The following is a 24972-nucleotide window of genomic DNA, read 5'->3' on the forward strand; positions in this document are numbered from 1 at the left end:
AAAAAATATAGCCCTCAAAAATGGTTTTTTGAGGGCTATATTTTTGTTCTACTTCAATTCAAATCGCTTCTGAATCTCTGTAATTGCGGATTCCATTTGCTGCAAACCTTGTGCAAAAGCTTCTTTTTTCTCTACCAGCTCCTGCTCCAGCAGTTGCCGATAATGAGAAATTCCCTCCAGTAAGTTGGAACAAAAGCCTTTCCAGCCTTTAATATCTCTGGGAACCGGTTGAAAAGTGTTTTTAATTTCTTCTTTCAAATAGTCCACATAAAGCTGCAGCTCCTTAAGGAACATGTGAGGACGATTTGATTCTCCGGGCAATGCTTTGCGTCCGTAAATATGATCTGTCATTTCCTGCAGGCTTGCCACCTTTTTAAAATTAACGATGTTGGGTCCGGGGCAGATGGTCACTGCGTCCAGTTTTTCCACGACCGGCACCTTGTAGTTCAATCCGGCAGAATTACTAAGGCCAATGCACAGGCATTCCTTGCTCAGCAGGTCATCCACCTGCAGGTCATATTCCTCCTTAGGCAGATCGGCGGCTGCCAATTGTTCCAGTTTAAGCTTCTGGTATTTTCTGGAGGCTGTACAGATAGGTTCTTTGGTAAATTCGGTATTGGAGACCAGGTATTTTTCAGTACACGGGCTTCCGGGTTTTCCTTTGTCTATTCTTTGCTGTCTCTCTATTTCTGCGGTTGTACCTTTAAGGTAATTAAATCTTACCCCCAACGGCGAAGCTTTACTTAATACCACATCATTTTCCTTACTTTTTACCAAAAGATCAAGAGTGTTTTCATCTACCGTGGTAGCCTCGGGACATAAGAGGAACGGTGTTCCCCAACCTGTGCCGTTCACACCATAATACCCGTAAAGGAGTTTTTGCTCTGCAGCAGTACCAATCCCTCCCTGCACGGTCACATTGATGGGGTGTGGTTTTTCAAATCCTGCCTCTCCCCTCGCTTGTATGGCCGGGTTATACAAACTGAAAAGCTCATTTGCCAGCTCATCTTTTTTATTTTTGAATTCTTCCAGGATGGGACCCAATAGAAAACCCTGGGTAGCAAAGGCATGCCCGCCGCAGTTGAGACCAGATTCTATCCGGAATTCACTTACCCAGATTCCCTTTTTTGCCAGATATTTTCCCTGGATCAAAGCCGAACGATAATCGCTTACTTTGATGATCACTTTCTTTTTAAAAACTCCCGGGGCGGAAGCATCAAACTCTTTAAAATTCTCAAGGTAATTGAACAACCTGGGATTCATTCCTGCAGAAAAGATCAAGGCAGAATTTTCAAGGTCACTCTCGGCATAGGCTTTTAAAGCACCCAGGGCATCAGAACCATCAGGCAGGATCTCTCCTCCTTTGTCGTAATTATTCTTGTCGACCTTGGTCATGATGTTCACCTCAATCCCGCCGGGGCGAATGTGTGTACGGAGAAAATTTTCAAGTTCGGCTTTGGCTTCGCCATGTGCTTCCAGGAATTGATGGTATTTTTCCTTGAGACCACTTTCTTCTGGTAACATCTCAAAATATTTCACGATTTCAGAACCTTTTTCAAAAGCGGATTCCTTCAGCTTTTCGAATTTTGTCTGCACGTTTCGGTTTACCAGGTTGAGATAATCGGTGATCCGGCGCACGCGGTAATTCTCCTCGTGCTTTTCAATCGGAATATAAGGCTCCTCATTTTGCTGGTAATAATATTTTCTCATCATTTCGACGAGATTGTCCTCTATGATAGACAGGGCCGAGGTGATCCCATAGGACGCAACCTTTATTGGCGTATCAATCGTAAAGGCAATCCCCATCACCGGGATGTGAAACCGGTGGGGTGTTAGATCATATGTCATAGCTATTGGTTTTCAAAGGCAAAACCTCAAAGATGAAGAACCTGCCGTTAGCAGAATATGATCTGGATCAGGTTTACTAGATGTTAGATATGAGATATGAGATGTGAGATATTTTGAAGTGATCAGTGGTTAGTGGTCAGTGATCAGTGATCAGTGGTCGGTGGGCAAAAATTTTAATCTTCGAAAAAATATGAAACCGCAGCAGAAAAAAAACCTGCAACCTGGAACTTGCAACATTTTCCCAAATAGCAACTCGCAACCCGCAACCCGAAACCGGCAACAGGCAACCCCGCAACTCGCAACCGGCGATTAAACAAACGCTACTCCTTAAACCTTAATCCTTTAATAAAGTACTCTAAACCTAATGGTCCCTTCAATACCTTTCATCTCCTCGATAACCTCTTCGTTATAGGCTTTGTTGATATCGGTGATCACGTAACCTATAGTTTCATTGGTTTTTAGATATTGCCCGACGATGTTGCAATCATGTTCTGAAAGCACGTTGTTGATATGAGCGATGATCCCCGGTTTATTATGGTGAATATGGATCAACCTGTGGGCATTTTCCAGAATAGGCAACTGCAGATTAGGGAAGTTAACGCTGTTGGTGGTGCTTCCGGTGTTAATGTACTCAATGATCTTACCGGGCACAAAATTCCCAATGTTCACCTGAGCTTCTTCGGTGCTTCCGCCAATATGGGGTGTTAAAATGACATTTTTGAGACCTCTTAATTCAGATTCAAAAACCTCCTCATTGGTCTTGGGTTCCTTAGGGAAAACATCTATCCCTGCACCCTGGATCTTTCCGGATTCCAGATGCCCTTTCAACGCCTGCAGGTCGACTACATGCCCGCGGCTAAGGTTTAGGAAAATAGCACCCTCCTTCATGAGGTCCAACTCTCTTTCTCCTATAAAATTGTGATTTTCCTTGCGACCGTCTACGTGCAGAGTCACAATATCACTTATTTTTAGAAGTTCCTCCAGACTTTTACATTTGGTAGCATTTCCCAACGCCAGCTTTTCCATTAAATCATAGTAGTACACATCGAATCCTATGGCTTCAGCAACCACCGAAAGCTGTGCGCCTATATTTCCGTAGCCAACAATACCCAGCTTTTTTCCGCGGACTTCCCTACTCCCGGTGGCCGATTTATTCCAGGTACCCGCATGCATCTCCCCAATTTTATCGGGGAGGCCGCGCATCAAAAAGATGATCTCCCCAATGGCCAATTCTACCACAGAACGGGTATTGCTGAAAGGCGCATTAAATACGGCAATTCCCTTTTTTAGACATTCATCAAGATCGATCTGGTTGGTACCAATGCAAAAAGCACCTACTGCAATGAGACGGTTGGCATTTTCAAGAACCTTTTTTGTAAGCTGGGTCTTTGAGCGGATCCCTAATACCGAAATTTCTTTGATCTCTTCTGCCAGCTCCTCTTCATCAAGGGCCCCGGGAATAACAGTTACATTATAGCCCTCATTTTTCATGATCTTCACGGCATCTTCATGTACATTTTCCAACAGGAGGACCTTTATCCGGTTCTTAGGATAAGAAATGGCTTTATTCATTTTGTGCAGGTATAAAAATTCATCAAGGCTTGGCGTAATATGATCGGCTTTTTGCAGAACGTTGTCGCGTTCTACATTTTCTGTAAAAGCATAAAATTTATTGGCGAGACCGGCAGCTTTGATTTCATAATCTGTATAACCATCTCCTATGACGTACACATCCCCCTGCAGATCCAGACCTTTTAGCATTTCAACCTTTCCATTGTTGGAAGAAAGCACATTATCTGTATCAAAGGCATTCAGTTTTCCCTGTGAATCGGGACGAAAGGTATTGGCAAAAACATTTTCTTCTTTAATACCAAATTCTGAAACAATGGGAACTATGAACTCCTTAAAACCATTGGAAATAATGTAAATATTCTCGTGGTTTTCATTGAAGAACTCCCTGTTACGAATAAAGCTGGTGGAAACTTTGCTTCTAAGCCTGTTGACCAAAAGCTCCAGGTGTTTTTCTTCAGCATTTAGAAGCGCCAGCCGCTGTTCCAGGGATTCTCTAAAGGAAAGGTCACCGGCCATCCCGCTGTTGGTCAGGTCGGAAAGCTTTTTAAGACGTTTTTCTTTTTCAGGATGGTCCTGCAGGGAAATTTCCCCCAGGATATCAAGAGCCTCCACCTGGGTGAATGTACTGTCGAAATCAATTATAAAATGCCTGTTGTTCTTCATGCCGAATTTGTTGAAATCATTCCAAAACTAAGGTTTTTCTGGAAGACCGGGAACCTTTAGCAATACAAGAATTTATATTTGACACATCACGAATTAAACCTTCTTAATATTGTATTTTTCTGAATCTTTCCCGGCAGAAAAGTATTTTCTGTAAAAATTCCGCTTAGAATAAAAACGGTGTAACTTATCTTTCCATGATAACACTAATTGAAGACAGTATAAAATGATTGCTGGAGCCGGTATTGATTCATCTTTATTGTTCTTTAAGGTAATACCGGCATAGGTAATCTATGGATACATACTTTTTAATAAAATAAAACTAATGAAACCTATACAATTACTGCCACTGCTGTTGCTAAGCATTTCCCTGACCTCATGCGTGGAAAAAATTACAAGAGTGGAGACCAAAGAACATATGGTGACCATCGCGCCCGAATTTTCTGTGGAAGAAGAAACATTGAAAAACAGGATTTCGGCCATTATTCCCGCGGAAGAGATCAACATTACCTCATCCAAAACTACAAAGACCGGTGAAAAAGATTTTCACACTCTGAACATTAAAATTGTTCCTGATTCCCTCCCTAAAAATGGAATTGGCTTCTACCGATTGACAGATGAAATTCGTGAAGCTGTTGAAAGCGGTATCAGTAACCTGGATCATTACCAAAAAATAACGATTGAGGTAGGCAGGACAGAAATAGAAAATGGGGTGGAACACAAAAGGTCGTATAAAAAAGAGCTGGACCAGTAGGCGAAATCTTCAGCTTCAGGAAGATTTAGGAATTTCTTAAGCCCCTGCAGCCTTCAGAAAAAATCGAATTTAAGTATCTTCGGAAAAATGAAATATTAAGAGCTTCTTAGGAAGTTCTTTTTTTACCCGAAATTCAGAAAAAAGATGACAAAATTCAGGGAGGTAACCGCTCAGGAACTTTTAGATAAACAAAAAAAAGGCGCATTGGTTATAGATGTGCGTCCTGTTGACGCCTATAATGGGTGGAGACTCCATAATGAGCCGCGAGGCGGCCATATTAAAGGAGCGAAATCGCTGCCGGCCAAATGGGCAGGTTATATGGATTGGATCGAGATCGTGCGGCATAAGGAAATTGATCCTTCCCGGGAATTGATCATCTACGGCTATACGCCCGAAGAAGCTCAAAAGGTGGCCGAAAGTTTCGAAAAAGCAGATCATACAAAAATAGAAGTTTATAACTACTTTTTGGAGGAGTGGACGAAAGATGATACGCTGCCCATGGAACAGCTTTCCCGATACCGGCAACTGGTTCCGGCGCAGTGGGTGCAGGACCTTATTTCCGGAAGAAAACCCGCGGAATACGACAACGATAAATTCGTTTTGGTTCATGCCCATTACCGCAACCGCGATGCCTATTTGAGCGGACATATTCCCGGGGCAATTGATATGGACACCAATGCGCTGGAATCTCCCGAAACCTGGAACCGCCGTAGTCCCGAAGAGCTAAAGAAAGCCCTGGAAGAACATGGAATAACTGCCGATACCACAGTAGTACTCTATGGAAAATTTATGTTTCCAGATAATGATGACGAATTTCCGGGCAGTGCTGCCGGTGACATAGGTGCGATAAGGAATGCTTTTATCATGATGTATGCCGGGGTCAAAGACGTGCGGGTACTCAATGGCGGCTTTCAATCTTGGGAAGATGCAGGTTTTGAAGTAAGTACAGAAGATGTTCCAAAACAGCCGGTCGGGAATTTTGGAGCTGTAATTCCGGCAAAGCCTGAGTTGGCTGTAGATGTGCCCGAAGCTAAAACCATGATCGCCGCCCAGGATGCCGAACTGGTATGTGTGCGTAGCTATCCCGAATATATTGGTGAGGTAAGCGGCTACAATTACATAGAAGCTAAAGGACGAATACCCGGAGCTATTTTTGCCGACTGTGGGAGTGATGCATACCATATGGAAAACTACAGGAATGTAGATCACACCACCAGGGAATTTCATGAAGTCATTGAGAACTGGAAGCAAAATGGTATTACTCCTGATAAACATCTTGCTTTCTACTGCGGTACAGGATGGCGAGGCAGTGAAGCCTGGTTCAATGCCTGGTTATTGGGCTGGCCAAAAGTTTCGGTTTATGACGGCGGCTGGTTCGAATGGAGTAATGATCCAAATAACCCTTTTGAAACCGGGGTCCCGGAGAAAGAAACATCAACAGAAAAACCTCAGCACTAGCCAGAAATTTACCCGGGGAATTAAAACAGAAAAGAATCAAATCAGGAGAAAGCCGGTTTCTATCTCTCAGTCTTCCCCAATCTAATTAAATACAGCCGGGATTTCGTCGACCTTTATTTTCCAGATAACAGGAAGCAGGAAATAAATGATCAGGGTGATGATTAGAATAGAAAATATGTTCATCCATACCCCTGCCCTAACCATATCTTTTATCTGCAAATGACCGGAGCCAAAAACCACGGCATTAGGTGGGGTGGCTACAGGTAACATAAAAGCACAGGAAGCAGCGAGGGTTGCGGCCACCAGCAAAAAATAAGGATGAATTTCCATGGCTATTGCCATAGGCGCCAAAATGGGTAAAAGCATTGCAGTTGTAGCCAGATTGGAAGTCACTTCGGTAAGGAAATTCACAGCGGCAACTAGAACCAGGACCAACAGGATCAGGGGAAGATTTTCCAGATCGGTTAACTGCTCTCCTATCCACACTGCCAGCCCTGTCTCTCCAAAAGCCTTTGCTAAAGCCATTCCGCCCCCAAAGAGAATAATAATTCCCCAGGGTACCTTCACCGCGTCTTCCCATATCAGGATCCTTCCACCTTCTTTTCCAGAAGGCAGCAGGAAAAGGACGATTCCCGCTCCTATCGCAATAATGGTGTCATCAATAAAAGGAACGATCGGCTGAAGAAGAAATGAGCGGGTAATCCAGGCGACTGCTGTTAGAATGAAAACGATAAGAACCGTTTTTTCCTGCCGGCTGATCTTTCCCAGATCATTTTTTAGTCTTAAGATTTCAGCTTTTCCGCCGGCAAGGGTCATTCCCTTAAAATTAAAGGCAAAACGGGTGAGGTATTTCCAGCAGATGGCCAGCAGCAACACAGAGATTGGAAGCCCCAGCTTTATCCATTGCAGGAAAGTGATTTCAATGCCATATAACTTTTGAACTATCCCTGCAAAAACCAGGTTGGGAGGAGTTCCTATTAATGTAGCGATCCCTCCAATGGAAGCGCTGTATGCTATCGCGAGCATCAATGCCTTACCAAAAAGGGCATTTTCGTTCTCTTCTGTTTCAGGATTATCCTTTAACTGGCTTATTATTGCAGCGCCAATAGGCAGCATCATTACTGAGGTAGCAGTATTGGAAATCCACATAGAAAGAAAAGCAGTGGCCACCATAAAACCAAGAATGATAAATTTAATATTGGTTCCAATGAGATTAATAATATTGAGCGCGATACGACGATGAAGGTCCCATTTTTCAATTGCAATAGCCAGTAAGAAACCTCCCAAATAGAGAAATACATATTTATCTCCATAGGCTGCGGTGGTCGAAGCAATATCAAGGGCCCCGGTAAGTGGGAACAGCAAAATGGGCAACAAGGCTGTCACCGGGATGGGAACAGCCTCTGTCACCCACCATAGTGCCATCCAAATAGTTACGCAAAGTACATCCCAGGCAGCAGGAGACATTGAGGAAGGACCTTCGAGGATCTGGAGCACCAGGTAAACGAGAGGGCCCAGAATTAGCACTAAAGACCTGAGAGTTAACTTCATCTGCAATTAGTTAAGGATACCTTAAGAAGCTCTTTTTCCCGGGAATTTTGTATTAATTTCATAACAACCAAGGTTTTGTCCTTCTAAATTATGAAAATGGACGGAACATGATCCAAATATCAACCAAACTTTAAATTATGAAAAGATCAATTTTACAACTTGCAGGATTTATGAGTTTACTACTCATATTTTCCATCTTCACTTCCTGTGATGAAGATGAAGAAAGAGTACCCGATTTATCCGCCAATCCTGAAGCCAGGGAAGAAATTTACGAGCAAATCCTAAGTGATGAGCAGCTGCTTTCAGAATTCATGAATGACATGGGAGAAAATGAAATGGCCATGGAAAATTTCAGCAATAATCCCGGGATGACCAAAAGAATGTATGGTGGCGACCGGATGCACCGCATGATGAGAAATAATCCACAAATGCGGGATTCCCTGATGCAGGGTATGATGATGGGAATCGAACGCGATTCCACTATGCGTCCCACTCCACAAATGCGTCAACGCATGTTGCAGCATGTGCAGATCATGATGCAAAGAGATAGCGCATTTGCTTCCGAATTACGTCAAATGATGGACCAACCTGTCAGGTAACCCGGACGAAATATTGCTCTTCCGGGCATATTTTTAATATCCAATCAGAGAAAAAAGTTTCCCGCAGTAACTTCTGCCGGAAACTTTTTTTTACCCTCAAGATAAGGTTCTTACATGGCCCCTTTAAAATTAGCTTCCGAGAAAATAATTTGAGTCAGGAACCCGGGGGATTACTACAATGTCCCCGGATTCAATTAATTACCATACACCAAATCAAGATACCATTCGTTTTATGGTATAGAAAATTATTTATCTTGGCCCCCAATTTTAAAAATCTATGAAGAAAAGTTTTTTCCTATTATTCCTGTTGGCACTGCCCCTGCAAAGCCACAGCCAGTCTTTACAAGATTCTGTTGATCAACTATACATCCGCTACTATGAAGTCCTCAAATCCCAGGATACCATAACCCGTTTGGCAGGAAAGATCAATCATCTTGAAAAAGAATACAACAATTTCAATGAGCTGGTGAAATCCAATAACGAAGTCATCAAACAATTAACCGATAAAGAATTATTTTCCCAGCAACAGCAGCTGGCTCAAAGGCGTAACAAAATAGTGCGTACCGCCGATTTCGTTATTGCCGCAAATGTGAGTCTTAATGCCATAAAACAACTCGACGCTACTTCAGATTTTCACAGCAAGATCGCATCCTTAAATAATCCGGATAATAAAGACCTGGGTTTTTCTCTTTCGGGAGAAGTAGAAGCTTTGCTAAAGGAAAAGATCATAAGAGGCAACAAAAAACTCAACGGAGTAAGATCAGACAAATTTATTGGATTTGTCAACGACATTATTTCCTCTCCCCTTACCGAAGCGGTGACAACAGCGATCCCGGTAGTGGAGTCTATAAGATCTGTGATCGACCTTGTGGCAGGAACTGCAATAACCGGCAAAGATATTTCCCTAACAGAAGTGCAGGACCTAAAGAACTCTTTAAAAGTTTATATTGTTCACTATGAAGGGCTGGCAAAAGCCCAGGCAGAATTTGATCAGAACCTTGCAAACCTGGACATCAGGAAGAATGCTTTGAACCTGCTCCTTAACCAGTATATTACCGATAGGATCAATACGCTTAATCCCAATACCATCAATACAGATCCCAATGTTCAAAACCAGAACAACAATGATCTTATCAACAAGTACTTTAATAAGAGTATGGTGGAGGCAAAAGTGGACAAAATAATCAATTCCGATCCTAAAAATTACAACCGCCACTTAAATGACGACCGCCTACTCTACCCTAATTACACGCTCAACCAGGCAAAATTCATAAGAGATGAGATAGAATCTCTTGGGAAGGAGTATATCTCGATCTACGATTCCTATCAAAAAGCTCTTGAAAAAACCCTCAATAACAGCAAGAATATAGGGGATCCTCAAAAGATCCAGAACACAATAGATGTTCTCAAGCAAAACCTGGTAAAAGTAGAGGAGAACTTTAATCAAAGCTTAAACATTGTGCAGCTTAACCAGCAATTCAGCGATCTAGTAAAATATTAATGTATAGCTGCTGAAAAATTTAAAAACCTTCCCTTCGGAAGGTTTTTTTTTGAGTTTTACCGCTGATAGTGACCAAGGTCATAAAATAAGGACTAAGAGGTCTTTAATTTTGAGCGGTAATCCTCAAATCGAACAAGATGTTTTCAAAAGCCTGTGAGTATGCTATAAGAGCTGCGATCTATATTGCTTCGGAATCCCAAAGTGGAAGACGCTCAAGTCTCAAAGATATTGCAAGGGAGATCGATTCACCTGAAGCTTTTACTGCAAAGACCCTTCAGAAGCTATCCCGAAGCGGAGTGGTAGTATCTACAAAAGGAGCTCATGGAGGATTTCATATTCTTCCGGAACAGCTACCCAAGATCAAGGTATCACAGATCGTGCTGGCGATTGATGGAGATAAGGTTTATACCCGGTGCAGCCTTGGATTACATGATTGTTCCGAAGACCACCCCTGCCCTTTTCATTCCAGGTTCAAACCTGTTAGGAGCGATTTGAGACAGATCATTGAAAACACCAGCCTGGGAGATCTTACCAGCGGCCTCGTCTCCGGTGACACCTTTCTTAAAATTTAAAAAATAAAGATTCTATGTCTATAACCACCCTGCAAAAATCAGATTTACAGGAACAGGTCATCCGTTTAAAAAAAGAAAAAAATGCAGTAATTCTGGCTCACTACTACCAGGAACCCGAAATCCAAGAGGTAGCAGATTTTATTGGAGATTCTCTTGAACTGGCAAAAAAAGCCGCACAAACCACTGCAGATATCATTGTTTTTGCCGGAGTGCATTTTATGGCAGAAACTGCCAAGATCCTTAACCCTTCAAAAAAGGTATTATTACCCGATCTTAAAGCAGGCTGCTCCCTTGCCGAAAGTTGTCCGCCGGAGGCTTTCAGGGAACTAAAGCAAAAATACCCCGATCATGTGGTGGTGACCTACATCAACTGTTCGGCAGAGATCAAAACCTTGAGTGATATCGTCTGTACCTCCTCTAATGCTGAAAGGATCATCAATGCTATTCCTCCAGATAAACCCATCATTTTTGCGCCCGACAAGAATCTTGGAAAATATCTAATCGAAAAGACCGGCAGAAAAATGCTCCTGTGGGATGGCGCCTGTATCGTACATGAAGCTTTCTCTCTCGATAAGCTGCTGGAACTTTATAAAGCCCACCCTCAAGCAAAGATCATCGCCCATCCAGAATCTGAAGCTCACATTTTAAAAGTGGCAAATTATGTAGGATCCACTTCCGGGATGTTGAACTATGTGAAGCAGAGTCCTAATCATACCTTTATAGTTGCTACTGAAGCGGGAATCCTGCACCAGATGCAAAAAGATGTTCCGGAGAAAATTTTGATCCCCGCCCCGGCAAAAGAAGATAATACCTGTGCCTGCAGTGAATGTGCTTTTATGAAAATGAATACCCTGCAGAAGCTGTACAATTGCCTGGAAAAAGAAGATCCGGAAATCACACTTTCCGAAGATATTATGCATAAGGCATTAATTCCCATTGAACGAATGCTTCAACTATCCTAAGGAAGATGAGAACAGATATAATTGTAATAGGATCGGGAGTTGCAGGTTTGACCTTTGCCATAAAAGTAGCTGAAGCGAGGCCTGAGGTTTCCATCATGGTGATCACAAAAGAAGACCGTAATATTTCAAATACCGCCCAGGCCCAGGGAGGTATTGCTGTTGTACTTGACAAAACACAGGACAGTTTCGAGCTGCACATCCAGGATACTTTGAAAGCGGGACGAAATCTTAATGATCCTGAGGTTGTGAAAATGGTAATTTCCCAGGCTCCGGAAAGGCTTCTGGAATTGATCGGGTGGGGCACTTCTTTTGACGCCTCGGGATCGGGAAAATTCGAGTTGGGTCTGGAAGGCGGCCATTCCCGTCGTCGCATTGTACACCATAGAGACCTGACGGGTTGGGAAATTCAGCGGAAATTAGTGGCGAAGGCATCAGCTTTAAAGAACATCAGCTTCAATGACCATTTCTTTGTTACCGATCTTGAAACAGATCCATCTGAAGGTACATGCACAGGAGTAAAGGTGCTGGACAAGAAAACAGGGCAGCTACATAAGATCGCTTCAAAAATCACATTTTTGGCAACCGGTGGCAGCGGAGTTCTTTTTGGGAATACCACTAATCCTTCTGTAGCCACAGGAGACGGAGTGGCTATGGCCTGGCGCGCCGGTGCAGAGGTGAAGAACATGAATTATATTCAGTTTCATCCTACAGCACTTTTTGAAGAAAACAAACATCCTTTGTTCCTTATATCTGAAGCTGTTCGCGGCTTTGGGGCTTATCTTGTAAACCAAAAAGGGAACAGGTTTGTCTTTAAGTCCGACGCAAGAGGAGAACTTGCAACGAGAGATGTAGTTTCTGAAGCTATTGTAAAAGAGCTGAAAAATTCCGGCGAGAAGCACGTTTTCCTTGACTGCAGGCACCTGGATCACAGGACCTTTAAAAGTGAATTTCCTACCATTGTTTCCTACTGCAGCAGTTTGGGGATTGATACCAGAATCCATTTGATTCCGGTAGTCCCTGCGGCACATTATCAATGTGGGGGAATACAGGTGGATCAACAGGCAAGAACCTCCATTAAAAATCTCTTTGCTTCCGGGGAATGCGCACATACCGGGCTACATGGTGCGAACAGGTTAGCTTCTAATTCACTTCTGGAAGCTTTGGTATTTTCTCATGAAGCCTCAAAAGTGGTAATTGAAGAACTTGATTCCATAGCAGAACCCAGTATAAAAAAGCAAAACTTTCTTTTAAGGGAAGAAGAAGAATGCGACGGGGAGATCATTTTGAGTTTAAAACAACGTCTCAATGAGATCATGACCTATGAACTCCTCCAGGCCGCTTCAAAAAAAGAAAAGACCGAAGCCTTTGAACAACTGCAGCTCCTGCAGGACATGCTCGAAAATTACCCGCCTTTCAATTCCGGAACTGTGCCTTTTTTCGAACTGAGAAATATGGTGCAGACTTCGATCCTTATTCTTAAAGATGCGATAGATATGGTTCCTAAAAGGGGAATTCCGCAGAACATTTTTTAGCTAAAAATGCTTTCACAGGGCAGCCTCTGCAGCAAGAATTATTATACTTGTAAAAATTTTAGCAAAAAATAATGCCCATTGTAAGACGTAAAACTGCAGGATGGATCAGGAAAGCCCATCGATATCTGGGAATTTTCCTCGGATTGCAATTCCTCATGTGGACCATTAGTGGAATGTACTTTAGCTGGACAGATATTGATGAGATTCACGGGGATCATTTTAGAAAAATCCATGTACACCCTACTTCTTTTTCAGGTCTATCAGGCTTGACTGATATAGCTGCTGAAGAAGAGATACATTCGGTAGAACTAAAGGATATTGCGGGAGAACCATACTATTGGCTCAATGGGGAGAAGCTTATTCATGCCAGAAGTGGAAGGGAAAAGAAGGAGATCACCGAAGCTGAAGCGGTGCAAATTGCCGGTAAGTATATGATGGATACCTTAAAAATTTCCGCTGTTGAACGAATTACCTCCACAGGTGACCATCACGAATACAGGGGCGGAACGCTTCCTGCTTTTGTAATTTCCTATGCCGGTCCTAAGAATATAAAAGCTTATGTCTCTGCTTTAGACGGCACTTTTAAATCTGTTCGGTACAGGGACTGGCGCTGGTTTGATTTTCTGTGGATGACCCACACCATGGATTATGATACCCGGGACGACTTCAATACCACCGTGCTCCGGGCTTTTTCCCTGCTCGGCCTTATCACTGTCTTGAGCGGATTTGTACTGTGGTTCATCTCTTCTCCCAGGATGATCAAACTCTTTGGGTAGTAAGGTCTATTCCTCTCCCACTTTTCATTTTAACGGTATAATATTTCCTGATATGCCTGCGCACGTAAAGGAACCTTGCGAGGCCTATGATAAAAATTATTGGAGCAATGGCTAGAAGGAAGATCCCCAAATCGATCATGTCTTGCAGGACCTCAACTCTCAATATTGCCACTCCCGAACTCAGCACAACAATAAATGTGCGGAGGTAAGCAAGGAAAGTCCTTTCGTTAGCCATGCGGGTGCGGTCTATCGCCAGCCAGTCGCGTGTAATAAGATCTTCCTTTATTTTTCTTGTATGTTTACTTTTCCGCAAAATCTTTCCAGGCCTTATAGCCTCCTTTTAGATCAATGATTTGTTTAAAACCCATTTCTGAAAGCCTGGCTGAAGCCTTTGCACTGCGGTTACCACTGCGGCAATAGAGATATAAAGGTTCTTCCTTATCAAACTTTTCCATGTTTTTGAAAAAATCATCTGCAAGAAAATCAATATTCTCTGCTCCTTCTATTGAACCTGCTTTATATTCTTCGGGAGTACGAACATCTATGAATTGAATAGAATCCTCGGTTATCTGCTGCTTGAATTCCGCAGGTTCCAAAACTTTTATTTGAGGTTCCTCCTGAGCAAATCCAGGTAAGCTTACTATCGAAAAGAGTAAAACAAACATTAGCTTTTTCATATCTTTTAAAGGTATTATTTTTATAGTAGTGGAGCAAAATTCGCACCACACTTCCACGACTTATACTTGAACGTGATTGTAGATCGCCATAAAATGGCAGTAACTTCCTAAAAGCACAAAAAAATGAAAGATGGCATGATTGAATTTAATCCTGCTAATATTATATAAAATGGCTCCTATAGTATAAGCCAGTCCTCCACCCATTAACCAGTATAAACCTTGCGAAGAAAGATTCTCATTCAAAGGTTTTATGGCAAAAATGATCACCCATCCCATGCCTACATATAGCAAAGTTGACAGGATCTTGAACCTCCCGGTAAAAAAGAGTTTGAGAATAGTGCCAAAAAGGGCAATTCCCCAAACCACTGCAAGAATGATCCATCCGGTTTGACCTCGTAGTGTAATTAAAGCAAAAGGGGTATAGGTGCCGGCAATTAGGATGAAGATCGCTATATGATCGAAGATTTTATAGATGAAGCGCTTGCGCAGATCCCGGGTGCTGTGGTAAAGTGTTGATGCGGAATATAACAGAATAAGTGATGATCCAAAAATGACAAAACTGATCAAGAGTTTAGTGCTGTCAAATTTTGTTGCTTTTAAAAGGAGCAAAAGTAATCCCAGGATACTTAAAGCCAATCCCACTGCATGGGTGATAATATTTAGCTTCTCCTCTAGGGAAGGATAAAATCTGATCTTTAAAGGTTTCTTCATCTCATATATTCCCTGCAAAAATACTTGGATAGAGGAACTAATTCAAAAAAAATCAATATCACAATGTAAGAATTAACCTACAATTTTATTCCGTAAAGTATGCTAAATCCGATGATCTACATAAATTTTTGGTTTAATAACCAAAAATTTTGTCAAAAAACTTGCTAAATAAATTTATTGGCTTACATTAGCTGCCTAAGGAACAATCATTTAATCCATTTATGGAGCTACTTATTGCCCTCATTTCTATCGAAATCATAGCCTCCAAGTTTCTGGCTTCTTATATTTCATCTTATCGTCCCGAAGGTCCTTACGAGGAAAAAAATCCCTTGCTTCGTCTTTTGCTGGACAAGTTAAAAGTAGCTCATGATGAATGGCTTTCCTTCTTCTGTACGATTCTGGCAGTAGGAACTTCTCTTTACCTGCTCAATTCTTTATATACAGGACCGGCTTACCAGTTCCTTTTCGTATTTACGGGATTTTATACTACAATTCTCAATTTGGGCGCCGCTCACAGCAGCTACTTTAGAAGAACCAATTTTATCACCCGAAGACTCTTAAGATAACAATTACAAGATTTCCCCTATTGGCTTTGAACCAAAAGCTGAAGTAACTTCATTTTTAAAATAGAAGTTATGAAAACTTTACATTGTCGCGACGCCGGCTATGATTGTGATGGCGTTATAAGAGGAAATTCTGATGAAGAAGTAATGGGACAGGCTGCGCAACATGCGCGGGAGGTGCACGGAGTAGAAGCCACTCCCGAAATGTCTGCTCAACTAAAAAACCTAATCCGGGAGGAATAGGAATAAATTTTTCCATTCCTGGAAACCTCAGCAAAAATTTGCTCCGGAGGCTGCCATGGTTTATCTGTCCCGAATTTAAAATTTCACCTAACAACGTCTCTTATTAAGCTATTCAAACTTTTTCCTCATATTTGAGGGTATGAATATTTCCCGGCTCATCGAATCAGGATTCAGGCGATTTATTCCCTCCCCTTTTACCTTAGCGGTCTTGCTAACCCTGTTCACTATGGCGTTAGCTTTTTTATTTACCGGAAATTCAGGTTTTTCAGGAGCAGTAAATATTCTGGATTACTGGCAAACCGGAATGTGGGATTCAGGTTTACTGGTTTTTGCTGTACAAATGATGCTCATCCTGGTCCTTGGTCATATTCTGGTGCTCAGCAGGCCGGTAGCTAAACTAACCTCCCGCCTCACTTCTATTGTTAAGGGAAATACAAGTGCTGTATTAATTGTATCCATCTCAACAATGATGGTAGCTTTTTTTAACTGGGGCCTTGGATTAATCTTTGGAGCCATTATGGCCAGGAAAGTTGCAGAAGCTGCAAGAGAAAGAGATTTTGAAATTAATTATCCCCTGATTGGAGCTGCAGGTTATTCAGGACTCATGGTGTGGCATGGAGGAATAAGTGGAAGCGCCTCTTTAAAAGCTGCTGAAAAAGGGCATCTACAAAGTCTCTTTCCCGGAGCCGGAAACGCAGACATTGCCGCTCGACTTCCTGAATATATTTCTACTGAAACTACGATCTTTTCCTCCTGGAACCTGCTCATCTTTGCCATTCTACTCCTCGTGATCCCGGTAATTTTATATGTAATTTCTAAAGTCACGAAGACTGAAAAAGTTGATCTTCCGAAGGAAAAAGATATAAAAGACTCAAAAATTATTTCCGGAGCAGAAAAACTTGACCATTCTCCCCTGCTAAAAACAATTTTTGGATTGCTGTTAATTGCTGCCTTTTTTGCAAGCTACTATGGCAACCTGAGCGAAGGAAATCTTACTCCTAATATGCTCAACTTTCTTATGCTGGGGCTTTGCATCCTTACGCACAGATCTTTTGTTTCTTTTGTAAATGCTCTGGACGAGGCAATTTTGGGCGCAGGAGCGATATTGATCCAGTTTCCGCTCTACTTCGGAGTGATGGGGATCATGAGAGAAACGGGAATGGTCAATGAAATAGCACTGTTCTTTGTGGGAATAGCTTCAGAAGTAAGTCTGCCGGTATTTACCTTTTTCAGTGCAGGACTGGTTAACATCTTTGTTCCCAGCGGAGGGGGTCAATGGGCAGTGCAGGGACCTGTGGTCATTGAAAGCGCATTACAATTAGGTGTTCCTCTAAACAAAGCAATAATGGCCTTTGCCTATGGAGACCAGCTCACCAATATGTTACAACCTTTTTGGGCATTACCTCTACTGGCCATTACCAGGCTTAAAGCCCGGGAAATCCTGCCTTACACCCTCCTGATGATGTTGGGAGGTCTGGTAATTTTTGTCACGGCCCTTTTTCTAATTTAGAGATAGAATTGATCTTCTAAGGAAGCCAGAACTTATCCTGCCACTCATCTTCAGAAAAGCTGATTCTATCATGCAGCTTTTCTATATGCACCAGATCTTCGGGAGTCGCGTGTAATGCTATTTCTTTGTAAAGAACGCGCTCTTCGAACCTGATGTAAGTGCTTAGCTCTTCTTCCAGCAGATTTAAAACCCTTTCATTATCACAATCACAGCTAAGTAATTTGTTGATGCGCCTGTGATTCGCCAGCGCCTTTTTTACTCTTACATTACTTCCCAAAAGGGGAAAAATATGCTGCTCTTCAAGGTCGAAATGCAGATCCAGGTATTCCTGCTTAAACCAATTTGTATAACGTCTTATCCGGTCCTTTTCAACATTCTTTTTCAAGCCAATCCTTATGTTCTCACAAACCTGAAGTACCTGAAGGTGTTCCAATGAAAGCGTCTTTAATGCATTTGTTTCAACTGGTGTTGACCTCATGGTAGTATATTATTTCTTTTTTTGCTCCCAAAAATGATCTTCCCACAAATCATCGGAAAATGGTACCGCATGATGTCTTTTCTCAATCTCCTCAAATTCCTTTGGGGAAGCAATTTTCTGCACCTCATTGAAAAGAATTCGCTCTTCAAATCTAATGTGGGCATCCAACTCCTCTTCTATAAGACTAAGGGATTTTGTTATTTCAGATTCATCATCAAAAAGCCTGCGCAACCGGCGGTGTTCCGCAAGCGCTTTTTTCACCATTGGATCTTCCTCCTCCAGGACAGGGAATACAAATTCTTCTTCCGCTTCAAAATGGGGATATAAATATTTTGTTTTAAACCAATTGGTGTATTTCTTCATGCGCCGTGGTTCCACCTGGAATTTGAAACCCTGCCTCAATTTCCAGCACAACAACAAACCGTGATGATGATCCCGGCTTAGGGGTTTTAGAGCTTCATGACGTTTAATAGGTTTTTTATTTTCCATGGATTTGTGGGAGTTCAATAATTCTTTTTTGCCAGGTTCATTTCTCAGATCTCCACATACATTGCAGATCTTGACAGGTTCTTTCGAAGCCCCGGACCTTGCTTTTGTAGATGGATGGTTATCTTGTTCTGACATAGGAATTAGCGATTAGGACAAATATATCTTATTTATTTCCCCTGTCTTATGAGGTAAATCATATAAATGATCCGATATTAAAGTATTGGGGTTTTAAAAAGAGTAAGAACCCCTGCAGATTTTAAGTTGCAGTGTCAGAATTCCTTCAGAAGAAACAAAGCTTCAAACTTGATTCCCAAAAAAGCAATTAGGCGAAAAATCCTTAAAAATCTTTCGCCTAATCTTAATAACAAAAATCTGGTCAAAAGCCGGTATCTCCCAGCTATGCGCTAATTGCGATATAACCACAAATGCATAAGGCTAATAAGTTTATTGACATTAACAGGTTTGGTGAGATAATCATTGGCCCCGGCCTCCAGGCTTTTTGCCTTGTCTTCGGGCATCGCCTTAGCTGTTAAGGAAATAATTGGTAAATTTTCATAAGCTTCATTATCCCGTATTTTGGAAGTTGCCTCATAGCCATCCATGACCGGCATCATCACATCCATCAACACGATATCAATATCCTTTTCCTGCTCAATTTTCTCTATGGCTACTTTTCCGTTATCTGCAAAGACCACTTTCATTCCTGCATCCATGAGTGTTTTAGAAAGTGCATAGGAGTTGCGTTCATCATCATCCACCAACAGTACCTTTTTACCTTTCAGAAGATTTTTAGGATCGTGTAATTCTGTCAACATTTTTTTCTGTCGGGAGGAGAGCCTCCCTTCTTCACTGTGTAACATTAAAGAAACCTCATCAAGCAGTTGTTCCGGAGTAGCTGCCCCCTTAATTAAAAGCCTGTCTGTAAAACTATGCAACACTTTTGCATCCTTTTTTGAAAGTTCTCTACCCGTAAATACAACCACGGGTATAGTATCTTCTTTCTTTAATGAGTCCATCTTTTTGAGAAGTTCCAGGCCGCTAATATCCGGAAGGTTTGGATTTAAGATCATACAATCGAAATTTTCTGACTTGAGCTGTGAGAGACCATCTTTACCCGAAGCAGCTATAGAAATAGTCATCTCCTTGCTTTCTATGATACTCTTAATTTTTTGCTGAGAGTCCTCCTCCCCTTCAATGATCAACAACTTTTTGGTCGAAGAAGACTGTAGTTTTTTAACTTTCTGAAGTGCATTTTCCAGAACTTTAAATGGTACCGGTTTTAGATTAAAGCCCATTGCTCCCCTGCCTAAAGCCTCACGTCTAAGATCTTCCCCTGCAAATAAGAATACCGGAATATGCCTGGTCTTCAAATTGAATTTAAGATGATCAAGAACAACGAGGCCTTTCATATCTCTCAGTTGATCATCCAGTAAAATTCCGTTTGGCTGAAATTGTTCGGCTAGCCTTAATCCATCTTTCCCATCCATGGCAAAAAGAAATTTAAAGCCTTGTTTCTGAAGAATTCCTTTTACTATTTCCGCAAAGAAGATATCACCTCCTAAGATCAAAACCGAAGCATCAGAAACTTTAATATGCTCCCTGTCATCGGCAAGAACAACATCCTCGTTAATAACGGATCCATTTTCAGCAGCATCCATTGCGTCTAAATTCCTCGTCTTTGGAAATCCTGCCTCGCTGTAAGAGGACATGGCATCTTCCATTTCCTTTATTGGGGCGCTGGTAAGGTCGACCGGAATATAAACCTTAAAGACACTTCCTTTCCCCTCGGTACTTTTGATATGGATCTCACCTCCAAGCAATCTTGAAAGTTCCCTCGAGATCGTCAAGCCAAGGCCTGTACCTCCATATTGACGGCTGGTACCCCCTTCTGCCTGTTGGAAAGCTTCAAAGATCATCTTCCTTTTGGTTTCAGGAATACCTATTCCTGTATCTTTCACTGAAACCTCAAGAACCTCTGATACCGGTAAAGAAATTTCCTGAAATTTCACCCCTTCATGAGGTTTACAGATAGAGACTTCTACTGAACCTTTTTCTGTAAATTTTATGGCGTTGGAAATAAGATTTTTTATGATCTGTTCTAACCGCTGCCCATCTGTAATAATTTGTTTTGGAGCATTCGAGTTAGCCTGGATGGTAAATTTAAGTTTCTTGGATTTTGCCAAAGGTTTGAACTGATCCTTAAGATTATTGACCAGGTTCTCTACCGTTACCTCCTCAGGGTGTATCTGAAGTTTTCCGGCCTCAACTTTTGAAAGATCAAGAATATCATTAATCAGATTCAATAGGCTTAAACCACCTTCATAAATTATACTGGCCGACTTTTGCTGGTCTTTGTATAAATTTCCTTTACTGTTATCGCTAAGATCTTTTGAAAGAATAAGAAGGCTATTAAGCGGCGTTCTCAATTCATGAGACATATTAGCCAGGAATTCTGACTTATACTTACTGGCAAGTTCCAGTTCCTTTGCTTTTCGTTCCACCTCAACCCTGCTGTACTGCAGATCCTCCTTTTGCATCTCAAGATCTTTCGTCTTTGATTCAAGATCATCATTGGCCATTTGAAGTTCCTTACTCTGGATCTTGAGTTTTTCCTGTTGTTTAAGAAGCTCTTCAGACTGTCGCTGCGACTCTTCCAGCAGGTCTTTCATTTTCTCTCTATCCAGGGCAGAGTTTGTAGTAATTGCTATGTTTTCTCCTACGGAGCGCATCAATTCGAGCTGATTGTCATTGAATGACTCAAAGGATCCAATTTCTATCACCCCTTTTACTTCCCCATCTATCATAAATGGCTGTACCAGAATATGTCGGGGTTTTTCTTCTCCCAGTCCCGAAGAGACACTAATATAATCGGATGGTATTCCTGAAATAACGATCACTTCTTTTTCCAATGCGGCCTGTCCTACTAATCCCTCTCCAAATTCAAAGGTTGTTTTTAAAGATTTGCGTCTGGTAAAGGCATAGGAGCCGGTCATTCTCAAATGTTTCTTGTCCTCAAATCTTTCGGCCAGATAAATGACCCCAACTTGCCCGTCAAGATATTTTGTGAGATAAGAAATAATATTTTTAGAAAGGGTAAGCAGGTCCTGTTCTCCCCTCATCCTGTCGTTAAGCCCGGCCTGTCCTGTTTTGATCCAGGCTTCATTTTCATTCTCTTCAGAAATGCGCTTCAGGTTTTCGGTCATAGAGTTAAGGGCGATACCTAATTGATCGGCCTCAGATCTCAGCGGCATCTCGATAGAGAAGTTCCCTTCAGCAATAGTGTTGGCCGCCTTAACAATAGTGGTAAAGGAGTCTACCATCGCATTGATGTTATTCTTAAGTTCCTGCACCTCTCCCTTAACTTCCACATCGATCTTCCTCGAGAAGTCCCCTCGTGCAAGTGCGGTGGATACTCCCGCGATATCCCGTACCTGAGAGGTAAGGTTACTCGCCATCTGGTTCACATTATCTGTAAGATCTTTCCAGGATCCTGCCACGTTAGGTACTTCGGCCTGACCTCCCAAGATTCCTTCAGTTCCTACCTCACGTGCCACGTTGGTTACCTCATCTGCAAATATGTTAAGTGCATCCACCATGATGTTAATGGTGGTGGAAAGTTCAAGTACCTCACCTCCTTTCCCCTGCTCAGAAATTTTCTGGGAAAGATCCCCGTTTGCCACTGCAGTGGTTACGGAAGCAATTTCCCGTACCTGGGTGGTAAGGTTACTTGCCATGGTGTTCACATTATCGGTCAATCCTTTCCAGGTTCCTGCGACGTTTGGCACTTTTGCCTGCCCGCCCAGCATACCTTCTGTTCCCACCTCACGTGCCACACGGGTTACCTCTGCCGCGAAAACGTTCAGGGAGTCCACCATCTGGTTGATGGTATCTTTTAATTCGGCTATTTCGCCTTTTACATCAATTGTAATTTTTTGGGAAAGGTCACCATTCGCAACCGCCGTTGCTACATTTGCGATCTCCCGCACCTGGCTGGTAAGGTTACTTGCCATGGTATTCACATTCCCGGTAAGATCTAACCAGGCACCTGCAACGTTGGGCACTTCTGCCTGTCCTCCCAGCATCCCTTCGGTACCTACCTCACGCGCCACACGGGTTACCTCGTTGGACAGAATGTTAAGGGAATCCACCATCGTATTAATAATGGTAGAAAGTTCCAGTACTTCCCCTCCTTTTTCTTCTTCGGAAATCTTTTTGGAAAGATCCCCGTTCGCTACCGCTTTCGTAACTGAAGCAATCTCCCTTACCTGAGTGGTAAGGTTGGAAGCCATCGTATTTACGTTCTCGGTCAATTCCCACCAAGCACCTCCAACATTTGGCACCTGGGCCTGGCCTCCCAGAATACCTTCCGTACCTACTTCTCTTGCCACACGGGTTACCTCATCAGAGAAAATGTTCAGGGAATCCACCATTGTATTGATGGTTTCTTTTAATTCTGCAATCTCTCCTTTGGCCTCAATAGCAATTTTTTGTGCAAGATCTCCTTTTGCCACGGCAGTTGCCACGTTAGCGATCTCCCGTACCTGCGTGGTAAGGTTTGATGCCATGTAATTCACATTGTCAGTAAGGTCTTTCCAGGTACCGGCGACATCGGGCACCATCGCCTGACCACCAAGAATACCTTCGGTACCCACCTCCCGGGCCACACGGGTTACCTCATCAGAGAAAATGTTCAGGGAGTCCACCATCTGGTTAATGGTTTCCTTCAGTTCCGCGATTTCCCCTTTTACATCGATGGTAATTTTTTGTGACAAATCCCCATCTGCCACCGCGGTAGCTACGTTTGCGATTTCCCTTACCTGGGTGGTCACGTTGCTCACCATGATATTAACATTGTCGGTAAGATCCTTCCAGGTACCCGCAGCACTTGGTACAGTAGCCTGTCCTCCCAGTTTTCCTTCGGTACCTACCTCCCGTGCTACACGTGTTACCTCGGCCGCAAAGAGCGTCAGGGAATCCACCATGCTGTTAATTGTGTTCGAGAGGACAAGTACTTCTCCTCCTTTTCCTTCTTCAGTAATCTTTTGTGAAAGGTCCCCCTGTGCTACCGCAGTGGTTACCGAAGCAATTTCCCGTACCTGATTGGTCAGGTTGTTTGCCATGGTATTTACATTATCGGTAAGATCTTTCCAGGTTCCGGCCACATCGGGCACTTTCGCCTGCCCTCCCAGTTTTCCTTCCGTTCCTACTTCCCGTGCCACACGGGTTACCTCATCAGAGAAAATATTCAGGGAGTCCACCATCTGGTTGATGGTGTCTTTAAGTTCTGCGATCTCCCCTTTTACGTTGATCGAGATCTTTTTGGAAAGGTCACCATTCGCAACCGAAGTTGCTACTCCGGCGATCTCCCGTACCTGGGCTGTAAGATTGGAAGCCATGGTATTTACGTTCACAGTAAGATCCTTCCAGGTTCCTGCAACATCAGGCACATCTGCCTGTCCTCCCAATTTTCCTTCTACCCCCACTTCCCGGGCCACATTGGTTACCTCGGCAGCAAAAATATTCAGGGAGTCCACCATCCTGTTAATGGTTGTGGACAGTCCCAGTACTTCTCCACCCTTTCCTTCTTCTGTAATTTTCCTTGATAGATCTCCATCTGCAACCGCAGTGGTTACACGTGCAATTTCCCTCACCTGCTCGGTAAGATTACTTGCCATTTGGTTTACGTTATCGGTAAGGTCTTTCCAGGTTCCTGAAACGTTAGGTACACTAGCCTGTCCCCCTAATTTTCCTTCAACACCCACCTCCCGGGCCACCTGGGTTACCTGTTCAGCAAAGATATTAAGACTTCCCAGCGTTCGGTTAATTACGTCGGCCATGGCCCGAAAATCTCCTGTAACAGTTAAGCTAAATTTATCTTCCAGTTTTCCTGCTGCAATACTGTTTAGAATTCGGCTTACTTCAAGTACCGGCTTTGCAATAGCCTCAATAAGAATGTTAATGTTGTCGATCATATCCTTCCACACCCCGGTAGAAGCCTTAAATTCTGCCCGGGCATCCAGGTTACCTTCAATACCTCCTACCCTCGAGATACGCGACACCTCTGTACTTACCCCTCCAATCATTTCAACCATCGAGTTGTAAGCTTCTGCGAGATCGGCGAATTTATCATTGCGCTCTTTGGAAAGCCTCACAGAAATATCTCCCTCTCTAAAAGCTTCCAGTGCGAAAATTAATCTATCAAGTTGTTCGTGAACGTAATCACTGTCTTTGAACATTTCCTTGTGGGGTACCCGTTTGGATTTGGAAATTACATAGTCCACAGGTTACCACCTGAAGTTTTGATATTTAAGTTTCGTGGATTTTGGTACCTAAACTCAAGATTTATGAATCCTTAATTGCATCCATTCCTGGAAAAAAGCTCTGCCGGCTGACTGATTTAGAATTTGGTGCTTGAAATTGAAATTTTTCTGAAGAATAAATGATTTAGAGAAGCCTAATTTAAATATCCCCCATGACTGGCTAAGGAGTTGAAGACTAATCCTATTGCTAAGAATC

At 42.6% G+C, this 24972-nt stretch carries 20 protein-coding genes; 11 read left to right on the forward strand and 9 right to left on the reverse strand.

Features of this window, described 5'->3' with window-relative positions:
- Positions 1 to 48 precede the first annotated feature (48 nt).
- Positions 49 to 1848 carry a hypothetical protein gene (locus tag CRO16_RS10920; protein WP_097056404.1) on the reverse strand — a complete coding sequence of 600 codons (1800 nt, stop codon included), beginning with the start codon at positions 1846 to 1848 and terminating at the stop codon, positions 49 to 51.
- Between the two features lie 342 nt (positions 1849 to 2190).
- Positions 2191 to 4083, reverse strand: coding sequence for a phosphoglycerate dehydrogenase (gene serA, locus CRO16_RS10925; protein ID WP_097056405.1), 1893 nt, complete (start codon positions 4081 to 4083; stop codon positions 2191 to 2193).
- A 322-nt stretch (positions 4084 to 4405) separates the two neighbouring features.
- On the opposite strand from serA, the gene CRO16_RS10930 reads away from it, so the two are divergent.
- Together CRO16_RS10930 and CRO16_RS10935 are read left to right on the forward strand one after the other, a co-directional pair.
- Positions 4406 to 4834, forward strand: a complete 429-nt coding sequence (locus tag CRO16_RS10930; protein ID WP_097056406.1) for a hypothetical protein — start codon at positions 4406 to 4408, stop codon at positions 4832 to 4834.
- Between the two features lie 144 nt (positions 4835 to 4978).
- Entirely contained in the window at positions 4979 to 6292 is a 1314-nt protein-coding gene (locus tag CRO16_RS10935; protein ID WP_097056407.1) for a rhodanese-like domain-containing protein, read from the forward strand.
- Positions 6293 to 6373: 81 nt separating this feature from the next.
- Here the strand turns inward: CRO16_RS10935 and CRO16_RS10940 are convergent, their stop codons facing one another.
- Positions 6374 to 7843 carry an SLC13 family permease gene (locus CRO16_RS10940; protein ID WP_097056408.1) on the reverse strand — a complete coding sequence of 490 codons (1470 nt, stop codon included), beginning with the start codon at positions 7841 to 7843 and terminating at the stop codon, positions 6374 to 6376.
- A 137-nt stretch (positions 7844 to 7980) separates the two neighbouring features.
- On the opposite strand from CRO16_RS10940, the gene CRO16_RS10945 reads away from it, so the two are divergent.
- The 6 genes from CRO16_RS10945 to CRO16_RS10970 all read left to right on the forward strand — a co-directional run bounded on the left by CRO16_RS10945 (position 7981) and on the right by CRO16_RS10970 (position 13785).
- The gene (locus tag CRO16_RS10945) at positions 7981 to 8442 is read left to right on the forward strand and encodes a hypothetical protein (protein ID WP_097056409.1); all 462 of its coding nucleotides are present in this window, start codon (positions 7981 to 7983) and stop codon (positions 8440 to 8442) included.
- A 277-nt stretch (positions 8443 to 8719) separates the two neighbouring features.
- Positions 8720 to 9943 (forward strand): hypothetical protein, encoded by a 1224-nt coding sequence (locus CRO16_RS10950; RefSeq protein WP_097056410.1) that lies wholly within the window; start codon positions 8720 to 8722, stop codon positions 9941 to 9943.
- Positions 9944 to 10080: 137 nt separating this feature from the next.
- Positions 10081 to 10515: an RrF2 family transcriptional regulator gene (locus tag CRO16_RS10955; protein WP_097056411.1), complete on the forward strand. Its 435-nt coding sequence runs from the start codon at positions 10081 to 10083 to the stop codon at positions 10513 to 10515.
- A gap of 14 nt (positions 10516 to 10529) precedes the next feature.
- The gene (nadA, locus tag CRO16_RS10960) at positions 10530 to 11477 is read left to right on the forward strand and encodes a quinolinate synthase NadA (protein ID WP_097056412.1); all 948 of its coding nucleotides are present in this window, start codon (positions 10530 to 10532) and stop codon (positions 11475 to 11477) included.
- A gap of 5 nt (positions 11478 to 11482) precedes the next feature.
- Positions 11483 to 13009 carry an L-aspartate oxidase gene (nadB, locus tag CRO16_RS10965; RefSeq protein WP_097056413.1) on the forward strand — a complete coding sequence of 509 codons (1527 nt, stop codon included), beginning with the start codon at positions 11483 to 11485 and terminating at the stop codon, positions 13007 to 13009.
- A 77-nt stretch (positions 13010 to 13086) separates the two neighbouring features.
- Positions 13087 to 13785, forward strand: coding sequence for a hypothetical protein (locus tag CRO16_RS10970; RefSeq protein ID WP_097056466.1), 699 nt, complete (start codon positions 13087 to 13089; stop codon positions 13783 to 13785).
- On the opposite strand, the gene CRO16_RS10975 is transcribed toward CRO16_RS10970, so the two are convergent.
- Genes CRO16_RS10975 through trhA form a run of 3 tightly spaced genes read right to left on the reverse strand, consistent with a single transcriptional unit; the run spans position 13769 to position 15173 of the window.
- The gene (locus CRO16_RS10975) at positions 13769 to 14098 is read right to left on the reverse strand and encodes a DUF202 domain-containing protein (RefSeq protein WP_245859009.1); all 330 of its coding nucleotides are present in this window, start codon (positions 14096 to 14098) and stop codon (positions 13769 to 13771) included. The two genes, CRO16_RS10970 and CRO16_RS10975, sit on opposite strands and share 17 nt — an antisense overlap.
- Entirely contained in the window at positions 14085 to 14462 is a 378-nt protein-coding gene (locus CRO16_RS10980) for a rhodanese-like domain-containing protein (protein ID WP_097056414.1), read from the reverse strand. The genes CRO16_RS10975 and CRO16_RS10980 overlap by 14 nt, the downstream gene beginning before the upstream one ends.
- Before the next feature lie 60 nt (positions 14463 to 14522).
- Positions 14523 to 15173 (reverse strand): PAQR family membrane homeostasis protein TrhA, encoded by a 651-nt coding sequence (gene trhA, locus CRO16_RS10985; protein ID WP_097056415.1) that lies wholly within the window; start codon positions 15171 to 15173, stop codon positions 14523 to 14525.
- A 221-nt stretch (positions 15174 to 15394) separates the two neighbouring features.
- On the opposite strand from trhA, the gene CRO16_RS10990 reads away from it, so the two are divergent.
- From CRO16_RS10990 to CRO16_RS11000, 3 genes are all read left to right on the forward strand, one after another.
- Entirely contained in the window at positions 15395 to 15739 is a 345-nt protein-coding gene (locus CRO16_RS10990) for a hypothetical protein (protein ID WP_097056416.1), read from the forward strand.
- Between the two features lie 69 nt (positions 15740 to 15808).
- Positions 15809 to 15979, forward strand: a complete 171-nt coding sequence (locus CRO16_RS10995) for a DUF1059 domain-containing protein (RefSeq protein ID WP_097056417.1) — start codon at positions 15809 to 15811, stop codon at positions 15977 to 15979.
- Between the two features lie 139 nt (positions 15980 to 16118).
- Positions 16119 to 17489: a short-chain fatty acid transporter gene (locus tag CRO16_RS11000; RefSeq protein WP_097056418.1), complete on the forward strand. Its 1371-nt coding sequence runs from the start codon at positions 16119 to 16121 to the stop codon at positions 17487 to 17489.
- Between the two features lie 16 nt (positions 17490 to 17505).
- Here the strand turns inward: CRO16_RS11000 and CRO16_RS11005 are convergent, their stop codons facing one another.
- The 3 genes from CRO16_RS11005 to CRO16_RS11015 form a co-directional block, all read right to left on the reverse strand.
- Complete coding sequence (locus CRO16_RS11005; protein WP_097056419.1) at positions 17506 to 17967, reverse strand: hemerythrin domain-containing protein; 462 nt, start codon at positions 17965 to 17967, stop codon at positions 17506 to 17508.
- Positions 17968 to 17976: 9 nt separating this feature from the next.
- Positions 17977 to 18591 carry a hemerythrin domain-containing protein gene (locus tag CRO16_RS11010; RefSeq protein WP_245859011.1) on the reverse strand — a complete coding sequence of 205 codons (615 nt, stop codon included), beginning with the start codon at positions 18589 to 18591 and terminating at the stop codon, positions 17977 to 17979.
- Between the two features lie 269 nt (positions 18592 to 18860).
- Positions 18861 to 24737, reverse strand: coding sequence for a HAMP domain-containing protein (locus CRO16_RS11015; protein WP_143544519.1), 5877 nt, complete (start codon positions 24735 to 24737; stop codon positions 18861 to 18863).
- Between the last annotated feature and the right edge of the window lie 235 nt (positions 24738 to 24972).

The sequence above is a fragment of the Salinimicrobium sediminis genome, from assembly GCF_900215295.1.
Lineage (GTDB): Bacteria > Bacteroidota > Bacteroidia > Flavobacteriales > Flavobacteriaceae > Salinimicrobium > Salinimicrobium sediminis.